Source organism: Chryseobacterium vaccae, assembly GCF_009602705.1.
GTDB lineage: Bacteria > Bacteroidota > Bacteroidia > Flavobacteriales > Weeksellaceae > Chryseobacterium > Chryseobacterium vaccae.
Genome location: NZ_VSWH01000001.1, coordinates 3,897,760 through 3,910,842, shown reverse-complemented (window position 1 = coordinate 3,910,842; position 13,083 = coordinate 3,897,760). Strand labels below are relative to the sequence as shown.

The window sequence follows — 13,083 nt, the reverse complement described above, 5'->3', positions numbered from 1 at the left end:
AAAGAAACTAATTGAAAGTTAACTGTATATGAATGCTATATTATTTTTTACAATGAGTCCATCAGCTCTTCTGTAATTTCCATATTATGATACACGTTCTGTACATCATCATCCTCCTCAAAACGCTCCAGCATTTTCATATTGGCTTTGAACTGGTCTGCATTAACCTCTTTTGTATTATTAGGAATTCTCTGAAGTTCCGCGCTCTTTGCTTCAATCCCCAATTCGTCTAATTTGTGAGACAGGGAACCAAAATCCTCGAAAGCTGTTGTAATCATTACTTCTTCTTCATCCTTTTCAACATCTTCTGCTCCACCGTCAATCATTTCCATTTCAAAATCATCCCAATCCATTTTAATCTGAGCCAGATCAATGGTAAAAATACCTTTTCTGTCGAAAATAAATGCCAATTCGCCATTCTTACCAAGATTTCCGTCAAACTTATTAAAAACAGCTCTTACGTTCGCTACGGTTCTTGTTGGATTATTTGTAGTACATTCTACGAAAAATGCTACACCTCCTTGCCCGTATCCTTCGTATGTGATCTCTTCATAGCTTTCTGCATCAGCACCGCTTGCCTTTTTGATTGCTCTTTCCACATTATCTTTCGGCATGTTGGCACCTTTTGCATTCTGGATGCATCTTCTTAAAGCCGGATTTGCCTCAGGGTCTGATCCTCCCGCCTTTACAGCCAGGGCAATATCTTTTCCTATTTTAGAGAATGTTTTAGCCATTTTATCCCATCTGGCCATTTTAGAAGCTTTTCTATATTCAAATGCTCTTCCCATTTTTATTTTTAAATTTTCAACAAAATTAATTAAAAGTGAACAAAAAAAAAATACCCCCAAAAAATTGGAGGTATTTATTATTTAGAAAAATTAATTATTTTTTCTTTTTAGCCGGAGCTTTTTTCTTAGCTGGAGCTTTTTTAACAGCCTTTTTAACTGGCTTAGCTACAGTAATGTCATTTTTCTTGTAAGTTTCCCAGTCAGCACCAGAGATAGCTCTTACGATAACTTTTCTGTCTTTCTGTCTTACAGCATCAGATGCAGTAGCAGGCTCAACAGCTTCTTGAGAACCGATACCTACAGACTTAAGTGTGTTAGGGTTGATTCCTCTAGATTCTAAAGCAGCAACTACAGCAGCAGCTCTTTGCTTAGATAGGTTCAAGTTGTAAGAAGCAGAACCTTTCTTATCAGTCATACCAACTACTAAGAAGTTAGTTTCTTCTGCATCTTTAATGATCTTAGCAGCTGTATCTAACTTACCGCTAGATTCTGGTCTGATCGTAGCTTTGTTGAAGTCGAACAAGATATCTTTCAATGTCTCGTTAACAACTGTTACGTCTGGTTTTTTCGGTGGAGGAGGACATCCGTTGTATTCTGGAACACCAGGTACTGTAGGACAAGCGTCATCTTTATCTAAGATACCGTCATTATCCTGATCTGGCCAAGGACAACCACTGTTTTCAGCAGGACCTGCTACTGAAGGACAAGCATCATCTTTGTCGATAACACCGTCACCATCTGTATCTGGCCAAGGACAACCGTTGTTTTCAACCGGACCAGCTACTTCTGGACACTGATCGTCTTTATCTGGAACTCCGTCACCATCTGTATCAGGACATCCCTGGAATTCTGGTAAACCTGGAGTATCTGGACAAAGGTCATCTTTATCTAGGATACCATCTTTATCTCTGTCTCTGTTTCCGAATCTGAATAAGATAGATGCGGAAGCTTGCCAGAAGTTAGCAACTGTAGATTTATCACCTGGAGTTGACACGTAATCTCCCTGAACACCAAGACCGAAGTTCTTAGTTACCCAGAAGTTAACACCAGCACCTGTAGCAACTGTAAAGTGGTTTGCTTTACCGTTTTCGTTACCACCATCTCCGTTAGAAACAGATTCTCCTTTGTAGTCGTTTCTTGGGAATGTAAGTGAAGTATAGTCATGTCTTAAGTAGTTTGCACCAACTCTTAAGTATGGGTCAAACCAAGACTCTTCATTCCATAAAAGACCAGCTGCCTTAGCTTGGAAACCAAGACCTGTCATTAGGAAAAATTCTTTCCCCATGCCGAATCTCTTATTGTCTACATTACCTACGGTAGTCTGCCAGTCAATAACTAAACCTTTACCGATGTTTCTAGCAACTGTTAATTTAGATAATGGAGGTGTAATAGAGAAATTGTTCAAATTGAACATTCTCTTCGTTAGATTATTAGCAGCGAACGTATTACCGAATTTGTTCTGTACTGCCTTGTGGTTCTCTCCATGAGCACCAACTCCGATTAACCACGGATTGTTGGTAGTCTGAGCAAAGACAGTAGAGGCAACAGTAAGCGCCAATGCTGAAATTCCTAATTTTAGATTTTTCATAGAATTAAATGATTAAATAATTGATAATGCAAAATAAATATAATTTTTCTTTATATACAAAGTTTTTTAAATGATTTTTAACTTTTCTTTAATATTCTGTCCAGGTTTCGTTTATTTTCTCTATCTTTTATCGCTTCCCTTTTATCAAAGAGTTTTTTCCCTCTGCCAAGCGCTATCAGCACCTTTGCTTTCCCTTTATCTGTGATATATAATTTCAAAGGTATAATTGTGTTCCCGGCATCCTTTAACTTTTTTTCAAGCTTAAGTAATTCTTTTTTGTGCAACAGCAATTTCCGTTCCCTTTTTGTCTTATGATTGTAAAAAGTGCCCAATTTATACTCATCAATCATCATGTTGATGATGTACAATTCCCCATCAATAAACTGACAGAAGGATTCTGTGATAGATGCTTTGGAAGAACGTAAAGATTTTATTTCGGTACCCGTCAAAACCATGCCTGCTTCAAATTCTTCAAGAATTTCATATTCAAAGCGGGCTCTTCTATTTAATATATTGACTGTTTTTTCAATCTTCATCATTTTAAAATTTCGTTAATGAAATATATAAAAAATACCTCATAATTAAAAACTTGACTATTATATTATTACAAAATACCCAAATTCTTTTTGTATTTTTGCGCCAAATTTACAAAACTATATGTTAACAGTATCTAACTTATCTTTACAATTCGGGAAAAGAGTTCTTTTTGACGAGGTAAATATTATGTTTACCAAAGGAAACTGCTACGGGATTATCGGAGCAAACGGAGCAGGAAAGTCTACATTCCTTAAAATATTAACAGGAAAGCAGGATCCTACAACAGGACATGTATCTCTGGAACCAGGGAAAAGAATGTCTGTACTTGAGCAGGATCACTTTGCTTATGATCAATATACTGTTCTTGAGGCTGTTTTGAGAGGAAATAAGAAATTATTTGAGATAAAAGAAGAGATGGACGCTTTGTATGCTAAAGAAGACTTCTCTGATGAAGACGGTATCAAAGCTGGGGAATTAGGTGTAGTCTATGATGAAATGGGCGGATGGACGGCTGAATCTGATGCACAGACCATGCTTTCCAATGTGGGAATCAAAGATGATATGCACTGGCAGATGATGAGCGAACTTGAAAATAAAGACAAAGTAAAAGTTCTTTTGGCACAAGCCCTTTTCGGAAACCCTGATGTACTGATCCTGGATGAGCCTACGAATGACTTGGATATCGATACGATTTCATGGTTAGAAGATTTCCTTGCTGACTATGAAAACACAGTAATTGTAGTATCTCACGACCGTCACTTCTTAGATACGGTTTGTACGCACATTGGTGACTTAGATTATGCTAAGCTTAACCTTTATACGGGTAACTACTCTTTCTGGTATCAGGCTTCTCAATTAGCAACAAGACAAAGAGCTCAGGCTAACAAAAAAGCGGAAGAAAAGAAAAAAGAACTTCAGGATTTCATTGCCAGATTCAGTTCCAACGTTGCAAAAGCAAAACAGGCTACTGCAAGAAAGAAAATGATTGACAAGCTGAACATTGATGATATTAAACCTTCTTCAAGAAGATATCCTGCTATTATTTTCGAGATGGAAAGAGAAGCAGGAGATCAGATCTTAGATGTAAAAGGTCTTGAAAAAACAAAAGACGGAGAGCTTCTGTTCTCTAATATTGACCTGAACCTTAAAAAAGGAGATAAGGTTGCTGTTCTTTCTAAAAACTCATTAGCAATCACCGAGTTTTTCGAAATTCTGGCTGGAAACGTTGAAGCTGATAAAGGAGCTGTAGCATGGGGAGTAACAACTAATCAGTCTCACATGCCTTTGGACAATACTAATTTCTTCCAGGAAGACCTTAGTTTAGTTGACTGGTTAAGACAATTCACCAAAAACGATGAAGAGCGTCACGAGGAATTTGTAAGAGGTTTCTTAGGAAGAATGCTTTTCTCCGGTGATGAGGCTCTGAAATCATGTAAAGTTCTTTCCGGAGGTGAAAAAATGAGATGTATGTTCAGTAGAATGATGCTTCAGAAAGCGAACATCCTTCTTCTTGATGAACCTACCAACCACTTAGACCTTGAAAGTATTACAACGTTGAACAACTCTTTGTCTAACTTTAAAGGAAACATTCTTCTAGCGTCTCATGACCACGAAATGCTTCAGACAGTCTGTAACAGAATCATTGAACTGACTCCTTCAGGAATCATCGACAGAGAAATGACTTACGACGAATATCTTTCAGACAAGAAAGTAAAAGAATTAAGAGAAAAAATGTATTCTTAAAATAATACATTCAGATACATACTAAAAGCCCCTTTCAGGACCTGAAAGGGGCTTTTTAATATATATAGACCTTAGTTTTTAAGAATCTTTTTAATCCAACTTCCTTTTTCTGTATTGATTTTTAAATAGTACACTCCAGAAGGGTTACTTTCAATATTCATCTTTACATTTTTAGAATTATTGATTTGTTTCTGAATAATTCTTCCCTGTGCATCATATAGTTCTATTGAATGAATAGTAGAAAAAGCTTCTATTACCATTTCTCTTTTTACAGGAATTGGATATATTCTGACAGCATCATCATTCGCTGCTCTGGATACATTTTCATCATTAGCTAAAACGGCATCACAATTCGTGTTGATTACACAATTGGTATAAGCATATTCATCAACAAGAGATTGTACATTTGCTACCTGACTGTCATCACAGCATATATACTGCAGGTTGGGATTATCGGAAAAATCTGTTATTTCATTCTTCCCATTTTTTATCAACAATGAAGTAAGTAAATTATTGCCACAATATAATTCCTGAAAATCGGTCTGCCCTCTTAAATCCAGACTGGTAAGTTTATTTCTGCTGCAATCCAGGGTAAGTAAATTTGTACAGCCTTGAATATTTAGATTGGATATCTGATGATTAGCACAGCGTAATTCTTCTAAACTTGCAATTCCCTGTAAATTTAGAGATGTTAGATTACCCGGATCATTGGTACTTGGAAAAAAAGGTGAAACATAACTAATTTCAAGATGTTTTAGGCTTTGTAAACCACTGTCTGATAAGTCTAAAGCAGTATCCCGAAACCGAAGGGCCTTAATTGTATTCAGTTTTATATCGTTATGTACTGAAAGACTAATCAGATTCCGAACATCTATTGTTTCTAAATTTACACAGCTATTTAGTGATAATGACACTTCTCCATAATTAGAAATAAAATGAATCAGTCCCGGGCAATTATCTGAAATAATATGAGCAGAAATAGGTGAGCCCTGTCCCACAAAATAGTTTACTAAATTAGGACAGTTACTGGAATTAATGTTTATAGTAGGATTATAATTAAACTGTAATGGATCTGCCGAATTTAACGTTATCGTATGCAGCAATTCACATCCGGAGACATCAACATTCGCTAAACTGGTATTTATAATTGACAAGCTCAATAAATTATCATGACCGCTCAAATCTAATGTTAAACCTGATATTAAATCTATAAAATCTATTAGTTCCAAGTGCTTCAAATTACTTAGACCTTCAATAGAGTTCATGGTCGATGAAGGCATGGAGAAACCGTTGACCGATAGATTTTCAATAACCGGAGTATTATTGAGTGCAGTGAGAGTAATCCCATAAATTCTCACATTTTTCAGCAGCATACAGTCGCTCAGAATGAGGTTTCCAGGGTCATAATTTTCGAATTCAACATCCAAGTTTTGTAAAGAATTGAGACCCGAAATGGTAAAAGAATTACTGGGTACGTTCCAATAATCTATTTTTATACTCTTGAGGTTAGTAAATGATAAAATTCCGTCATAGTCATGAATGGGAATATCTGTATACGGATCAATAATCTCTATCTCTCCTACCTGCAGTGCCTCACTTACCTGGATTTCTCCATCATGGTTAGCATCTATGGAAAAATAATTTCCGGACAGATTCTTAGCAATTGAGTTAGTCGGAGAAGAAGTTAATAACTTTGCTTTAAAATTGGCATCAGGAATATGTACAACCTGAGCTCTGGTTCCTAGTGCAACCACCAGGAAAATAAGAAATAATAATTTTGTTTTCATTTTTATGTTTTTAATTTCAACTAACTTAGATATTCCGATCAATACCCATTATCCTAAATAATAAGTATCATCGTTACTTCAGTAAGTGTTAGTCTATGGTATATTAGGAATTCGTAAAAAAATATCCTGGTTACCATTATAAAAATACCCTCTAAAGGTATTGAGGGTATTTTTTATTTATTAGTTAAATAAATTATTTAGTCAGTTTTGTTTTAGGAATGGATACAGTTCCCGGATCTTTCCACAACCCGTCTTTTTCTGCTCTTTTCTTGATCGCCTGGGCTCTTTTTTCACTATCTGGGTGAGAATTAAACATTTTCTCAAAACCGCTCTGTGTGCTTCCTTCTGAAAGAAGTGCCAGTTTTTTAAATGCAGAATAGGCCCCCACAACATTATAGTTATTAGCTTTCATAAAGTCATAAGAGTACGTATCGGCTTCTGATTCCTGCTTTTTGCTGTGAGAAGCATCAAGAAACGCATTAGCCATTTGTCCTATCTGGCTGTCATTTAGTGTGGCTACCGCACCTGAAGCAGATGAAGCGGCATCCAATGCTGCAGCTTTCATATAGGCAGCTTTTATAGCATCTTTAGTATCCTGATTCTTTACGTGACCGATCTCGTGACCAATCACCGCAAGGATCTCATCATCTGTCATAATATCCATTAAAGAAGAGAACACACGCACACTCCCGTCTGCACAAGCGAACGCGTTGATATCTTTCACTTTATAAACTTTATAATTCAGATTAAGTCCGTCCTGTGATTTGTGCTTTCCGAAAAGCTTGTTCAATCGAACGGTGTAAGGGTCTTTAGGACCTGCAACAGGATTGTTTTTGTCCATCCATTCTACAGACTCCTTTGAAAGTTTAACAGCATCTTCATTAGTAAAAGTAAGTGCTTTTGCTCCTTTGGAAACGATTCCCGCTGCTTTCCCAAGATTGATTTTCTGTGCTGAGACCGAATGCATTGCCCCTAAAATCATAAGGCAGATTGTAATTTTTTTCATAATCATTTAATTTGGACTGCGAAGATAGATATTTTTTAACAACCCTGAAGACAAAACTTCATTTACAATCATTTCAGAATGCTATTTTTTTTCCTTAGTTTTGTGAAATGAGTCAAAAATGGATTTATAAGCCTGAACCCGATGAGGAAGTTGTGGACAGACTAAGTTCGTCACTTGGTTTTGGTACTTTTGAATCTAAACTTCTCGTTCTAAGAGGAATTGACAATTATCAAAAGGCCAGAGAATTTTTCAAACCCAACCTTAACGATATTCACAATCCTTTTTTAATGGCCGATATGCAAAAAGCTGTAGAGCGTATTGCCAATGCCATTGAAAACGGAGAAAAAATACTGGTATACGGAGATTATGATGTAGACGGAACTACAGCTGTAGCCCTGATGTACCTTTACCTCAGCAAAATTGTTGAGAAAAAATACCTGGATTATTATATTCCCGACAGGAATTCTGAAGGGTATGGAATTTCTACCGAAGGTATTGATTTTGCTAAAGAAAATGGCTTTTCACTGATTATTGCTTTAGACTGTGGTATCAAAGCCATTGATATGGTGAAATATGCCAAAGGTCTTGGAATTGACTTCATTATCTGTGACCACCACCTTCCCGGAGAGGAAATTCCGAACGCTGTGGCTGTTTTGGATCCGAAGAGAAGTGACTGCCGGTATCCCTTCAAAGAGCTTTCAGGATGCGGTGTAGGTTTTAAACTATGCCAGGGTCTGAATACTATTTATAAAATTCCGGAAGCTGAATTATTCGAGCTTACCGATTTGCTGGCGATTTCTATTGCCGCAGATATTGTTTCTATGACCGGTGAGAACAGAGTGCTTGCCAAAATGGGATTAAAGATTCTAAGAAAAACCAGAAATATGGGATTAAGATTATTAATTCCTGAAGATAAACTTTCGCATTTTGAAATTTCAAATATTGTTTTTGAAATTGCCCCTAAAATTAATGCGGCAGGAAGAATTTCTCATGGTAAAGCCGCTGTGGAACTTATGGTCTCTGATAATCTGAAACATGCTAACCAGATTGTGAGCGACATCATGAACCTCAACGATGAAAGGCGTGAACTGGACATGAATTCCACACTTTCCGCTCTTAACCAGATTATTGAATCCCAGCAGGAAACAAAACACACCACCATTGTTTATCATCCTGAATGGAATAAAGGCGTGATTGGAATTGTAGCTTCAAGACTGATTGAAACCTATTATAAACCAACATTGGTATTTACAGACGGAAATAACGGAGAAATGGTGGCCTCTGCAAGATCTGTTTCAGACTTTGACGTTCACGAAGCTCTTGATATGTGTTCTGAATATTTCCTGAAATTCGGAGGACATCATGCTGCTGCCGGACTTTCCATGGAGAAAGAAAAATTTGATGCATTTAAAGAAAAATTTGAACGTATTGTTTCGGAAAAAATTCAGGACCATCAGAAAGAACCTTCTATCTCAATAGATACTGAAATTAAAGTTGATGAAATCAACAGGGATTTTATCAATTTTCATAGAAAACTGGCTCCTTTCGGACCTCACAATATGAAACCTATCTTTACACTGACCAACCAAAAACTTTCCGGTTATGTGAAAACGATGGGTAAAGACAACAATCACCTTAAATTCTATATCAAGCAGGAAGCTACGGGAAGAAATATAGAATGTGTAGGCTTTAAACTCGGGCAGTTTGCTGAAGATTTTAAAACCAGAAACTTTGATCTGGCATTTACGTTGGAGGAAAATCACTGGAAAGGAAATGTTACTCATTATCTCAACATAAAAGATGTCAAATTCAGGGATTGAGAGATAGGGACTAGGATTTAGATTACAAAACGTCAAACTCCTAAGTCCTAACTCCTGCAACCTAACCCCTCATTACAAAATGAAAAAAGTCGGTCTATTTTTCGGTTCTTTTAATCCCATCCATATCGGGCATCTTATCCTGGCGAATTACATACTGGAAAATTCGGATATGGATGAATTGTGGTTTGTGGTAAGTCCGCAAAACCCGTTCAAGGATAAAAAATCTTTACTGAAAGACCATAACAGACTGGATATGGTACAGCTTGCGGTAAAGAACTACCCGAAAATGAGGGCTTCCAATGTAGAGTTTTCACTTCCGAAGCCAAGTTATACCATTGACACCCTTACCTATCTTCATGAAAAATATCCTGAGTATTCTTTCAGCCTGATCATGGGAGAGGATAACCTGGACGGTCTTCATAAGTGGAAAAATTCTGATATTCTGATCCAGAACCATCATATTATTGTTTATCCGCGTGTTTTTGAAGGAGAGAAAAAAGATTCTGAATACCTGCAGCATGAGAATATCTCAATGATTCAGGCACCTGTAATAGAACTTTCTGCAACAGAGATCCGAAATATGATCAAAGATGGTAAAAATATACGTCCAATGCTTCCACCGGAAGTATTCGAATATTTGGACGGAAGCAGTTTTTATAAGTAATTTTGCCATTCACGAAATAAGAGGCAAAAACCATAGCGTAATGGACTGGCTGCCACTTTCATCATTTATAACGTAAAGTATGGAGTTCATCGAAAAATATTTCTCAAAGTATCCCGAAGAAAAGATCATCAAATGGTTTAAACAGATCTGCCTGGCAGAGGCTATTACCTGTTTTCTTCTTTACGGGGTGGCGATGATCTGGAAAAGATATGATGATGAGGGTCTTCTGGCTACTATTTTCATTATCATCATTGGAAATATTCACGGTTTATTTTTTACGCTTTATCTTTTATTCTGTATTCCTGCCAGAAGAATTTTCAAATGGGATGATGAGGATTTTGTTTTTGCTCTCTTAGCTGCTTTTTTTCCTTTTGCTACGGTTTGGGTAGATAAATCCTTAGCAAAAAAAGACCGTGAACAATAATCCGCTGGCTAGGCCGTCACAGCTAAGCCAGAAAAATTCTTTTTTATCCCCAAAACTAAAATAACCGGAATCTGAAGAAGTTAGTCATTCTCTCTTATTTTTGTAACAGAATAGTTTCCAATTTATCGACAACTCATTTTCACTTTAAAAAGGCAATACAATGCAGCATTGTATTGGAAATTTCACGTTCTGTAACTTAAATAAAATTAACTTTTTTTCAAAAAATTATAGAAATTTATTATCCTGATGTAACATTTCATTTCATTTAATTGTCTAATAGTATAGAAATTCGAAGTATTTAATTTTCTAACAATAATTTTTAGTAACTGAAAATCAATTGATTAAAAAATAAATCAACACATTTTAAGTACTTTGTATTGCATGATACTAAATTTATTATATATCTTTGTAATGTTAAATAACTAATCATACAAGCTATTAACACTTAAAAAATAATGATCATGAAAACTCAAATTCTTATTGCCGCCCTATTTTTCAGTGGATTTGCCGCTGCCCAGCAGTCTAAAGACACTGTGAAAGTAAAAAACATTGAAGCTGTCAATATCAAGAAGCAGGTTTTCAAAAAACAGAGCGACCGTTTTATTTATGATGTAGCATCCTCTCCTATTGCTAAAGGAACGAATTCTTTTAATCTTCTTAAGCAAACACCTATGCTTTCCAGCATCGATGGGAAATCGTTAAAGATCATGGGAAAATCTGATGTGGTCATTTATATCAACAACAAAAAAACGAATATGGACTCCCAGGCATTGATTGAGATGCTTAAAGGAACGCCTTCAGAAGATATTCAAAAGATTGAGGTGATTACGGTACCCGGCAGTGAATTCCAGGTAGAATCTAATGAAGGAGTGATTAACATCGTAATGAAGAAAAAGAAAAGTGATGGTTACAACGGAACAATGAAGATGAATAATGAGCAGGGGTATTATAATAATCCTTCGGCAGGAGCTTCTTTTAATATGAGAAAAGGTAAAATATCGCTCAATTCCAATTTCAACATGGGAAGCTGGACAGACAGGGAGAGATACACACTATCCAATGGTGACGCTACTTTCAGAAATGAATCTTACGGTGCTAATGATGATCCTAATAAATATTACGGAGGCAATATCAATATTGATTATGAAATTAATCCAAAGCAAAGTTTAGGTTTCACTTATAACATGCGATACAATAAGAGTTTCAACTCTATTCTTGATGTTACGAATCTGCAGAACGGGGTTCTTCGTAACAGAACGGTTAATCATGAGGATGCCCAGACGAGAAATCATTCTTTCAATTTAAATTATGAAATAAAAACAGACAGCATCGGAAGTAAGTTTACCTCTAACCTTTCTTATTTATGGTTCAACAGGGATAAAATGAGTACGAACGAAAGTTTTCCTTTAAGTAATGTGAAAGGAAACGAATATTCAGCGCTTCAGCAGTCTGTTCCGCAGATCATCAATAATTTCGCCGGGAATATTGATTATCTAAAAAAAACAGCTGCCGGAAATACCTGGCTGATGGGAATCAGTTATAATCATACCAATACGGATAATGATACGAGACAGGACGATATTATCCAGGGCAAGCCTGTAATGGATGTTGACCAGACCAATCATTTCATCTATAAGGAAAGAATTCTCGGCGCTTATATTACGTATGAAAGAAAACTGAACGAGAAGCTATCCGGGAAAATAGGAACGCGCTTTGAAATGACCCGAAGCAGCGGAGATATTCTGGGAAAAGACAGCTTTGACAGAAATTACAATAATCTCCTTCCTTATCTGAACATCAATTATGCGATCAATTCAGATCATAATATCAGCTATACTTTTTCCAGCAGAATTAAGAGACCTCGCTTCTGGGAACTGAATCCTTCAAGAACGTATTTTACGCCTAATAATTATACGCAGAATAATCCGTTCATTCAGGCATCCAAGCATTATAACCAGGAGATCAGTTATATGTTTAAGAATGCTTTTTATGCCAACCTAAGCTTCAGCTATGTACAGGATGCATCCAACCAGATGCCTTTACAGGGAACGATAACGGGACCAAAAAAAGATGAAGAAGGAAATATCATTCTTGATGAAAACGGGGATCCAGTTATAGAAACTACCAGATTCCTGCGCTACATCAGAACCAATTACGGCAACAACAAGCAGCTTGGTCTGACCTTAGGTATGAATAAGCCTTGGTTTAAAGAGATCTGGACAACCAATTACTCTGTAAATTTTGGCTACAGCATGTATAGCGGTACTATAACGAAAGATCCTACTTCTGTTCCTGCTGCCGGATATACCGAAGTGCTTGAACCTTATGTGATTGATATTAAAAACTTCAATATGTCTGCCAATATCAATAATACGATCCGGCTATCGTCGAAAAAAGACTGGTTTTTAGGGATCAACTACTATTACGGCAGCAAAGTAAAGATTGAAAGTGGAACTTTGGGAACAAGACAGAGTTTTGACATCAGCCTGAAAAAGATCATTGGTGAATGGACTGTAGTAGCGGAAGTTTATGACCTGTTCAACCAGAATTATAACAAAATAAACGGCATCCAGCCTAACGGAAGCTATAATAATGTAATCAATTTCGGGTATTCGCGACTTCTGAATCTCGGGGTTACCTATAATTTCGGAAACCAGAAACTGAAAAAAGCCAGAGAGATGAAATCAGCCAACGATGCTGTGAAATCAAGAACTTAAAACTATCCT

At 36.5% G+C, this 13,083-nt stretch carries 10 protein-coding genes; 5 read left to right on the top strand and 5 right to left on the bottom strand.

The window, feature by feature from the left end:
• Positions 1–47: 47 nt before the first annotated feature.
• The 3 genes from FW768_RS17830 to smpB form a co-directional block, all read right to left on the bottom strand.
• The gene (locus tag FW768_RS17830; RefSeq protein ID WP_153397711.1) at positions 48–788 is read right to left on the bottom strand and encodes a YebC/PmpR family DNA-binding transcriptional regulator; all 741 of its coding nucleotides are present in this window, start codon (positions 786–788) and stop codon (positions 48–50) included.
• A gap of 94 nt (positions 789–882) precedes the next feature.
• On the bottom strand, positions 883–2,376 hold the full coding sequence (locus FW768_RS17825) for an OmpA family protein (protein ID WP_153397709.1): 1,494 nt from the start codon (positions 2,374–2,376) through the stop codon (positions 883–885).
• 77 nt (positions 2,377–2,453) lie between these two features.
• Positions 2,454–2,912: an SsrA-binding protein SmpB gene (smpB, locus tag FW768_RS17820; protein WP_153399965.1), complete on the bottom strand. Its 459-nt coding sequence runs from the start codon at positions 2,910–2,912 to the stop codon at positions 2,454–2,456.
• 121 nt (positions 2,913–3,033) lie between these two features.
• Between smpB and FW768_RS17815 the strand changes: the two genes are divergently transcribed.
• The gene (locus tag FW768_RS17815; RefSeq protein WP_153397707.1) at positions 3,034–4,656 is read left to right on the top strand and encodes an ABC-F family ATP-binding cassette domain-containing protein; all 1,623 of its coding nucleotides are present in this window, start codon (positions 3,034–3,036) and stop codon (positions 4,654–4,656) included.
• 71 nt (positions 4,657–4,727) lie between these two features.
• Here the strand turns inward: FW768_RS17815 and FW768_RS17810 are convergent, their stop codons facing one another.
• Complete coding sequence (locus FW768_RS17810) at positions 4,728–6,443, bottom strand: T9SS type A sorting domain-containing protein (protein ID WP_153397705.1); 1,716 nt, start codon at positions 6,441–6,443, stop codon at positions 4,728–4,730.
• A gap of 193 nt (positions 6,444–6,636) precedes the next feature.
• Positions 6,637–7,449, bottom strand: coding sequence for a M48 family metallopeptidase (locus tag FW768_RS17805; protein ID WP_153397703.1), 813 nt, complete (start codon positions 7,447–7,449; stop codon positions 6,637–6,639).
• A 107-nt stretch (positions 7,450–7,556) separates the two neighbouring features.
• On the opposite strand from FW768_RS17805, the gene recJ reads away from it, so the two are divergent.
• The 4 genes from recJ (at position 7,557) to FW768_RS17785 (ending at position 13,074) form a co-directional block, all read left to right on the top strand.
• Positions 7,557–9,269: a single-stranded-DNA-specific exonuclease RecJ gene (recJ, locus tag FW768_RS17800; RefSeq protein ID WP_153397701.1), complete on the top strand. Its 1,713-nt coding sequence runs from the start codon at positions 7,557–7,559 to the stop codon at positions 9,267–9,269.
• Positions 9,270–9,348: 79 nt separating this feature from the next.
• A complete protein-coding gene (nadD, locus tag FW768_RS17795) occupies positions 9,349–9,933 on the top strand; it encodes a nicotinate (nicotinamide) nucleotide adenylyltransferase (protein ID WP_153397699.1) in 585 nt (194 codons plus the stop codon).
• A 79-nt stretch (positions 9,934–10,012) separates the two neighbouring features.
• Complete coding sequence (locus tag FW768_RS17790; protein WP_153397697.1) at positions 10,013–10,357, top strand: DUF3817 domain-containing protein; 345 nt, start codon at positions 10,013–10,015, stop codon at positions 10,355–10,357.
• Positions 10,358–10,818: 461 nt separating this feature from the next.
• On the top strand, positions 10,819–13,074 hold the full coding sequence (locus FW768_RS17785) for an outer membrane beta-barrel family protein (RefSeq protein WP_153397695.1): 2,256 nt from the start codon (positions 10,819–10,821) through the stop codon (positions 13,072–13,074).
• The last annotated feature ends 9 nt before the right edge of the window (positions 13,075–13,083 follow it).

Coding starts and splice junctions, on each gene's coding strand:
- FW768_RS17830 (WP_153397711.1), bottom strand. CDS start 788: ATGGGAAGAGCATTTGAATATAGAAAAGCTTCTAAAATGGCCAGATGG.
- FW768_RS17825 (WP_153397709.1), bottom strand. CDS start 2,376: ATGAAAAATCTAAAATTAGGAATTTCAGCATTGGCGCTTACTGTTGCC.
- smpB (WP_153399965.1), bottom strand. CDS start 2,912: ATGAAGATTGAAAAAACAGTCAATATATTAAATAGAAGAGCCCGCTTT.
- FW768_RS17815 (WP_153397707.1), top strand. CDS start 3,034: ATGTTAACAGTATCTAACTTATCTTTACAATTCGGGAAAAGAGTTCTT.
- FW768_RS17810 (WP_153397705.1), bottom strand. CDS start 6,443: ATGAAAACAAAATTATTATTTCTTATTTTCCTGGTGGTTGCACTAGGA.
- FW768_RS17805 (WP_153397703.1), bottom strand. CDS start 7,449: ATGAAAAAAATTACAATCTGCCTTATGATTTTAGGGGCAATGCATTCG.
- recJ (WP_153397701.1), top strand. CDS start 7,557: ATGAGTCAAAAATGGATTTATAAGCCTGAACCCGATGAGGAAGTTGTG.
- nadD (WP_153397699.1), top strand. CDS start 9,349: ATGAAAAAAGTCGGTCTATTTTTCGGTTCTTTTAATCCCATCCATATC.
- FW768_RS17790 (WP_153397697.1), top strand. CDS start 10,013: ATGGAGTTCATCGAAAAATATTTCTCAAAGTATCCCGAAGAAAAGATC.
- FW768_RS17785 (WP_153397695.1), top strand. CDS start 10,819: ATGAAAACTCAAATTCTTATTGCCGCCCTATTTTTCAGTGGATTTGCC.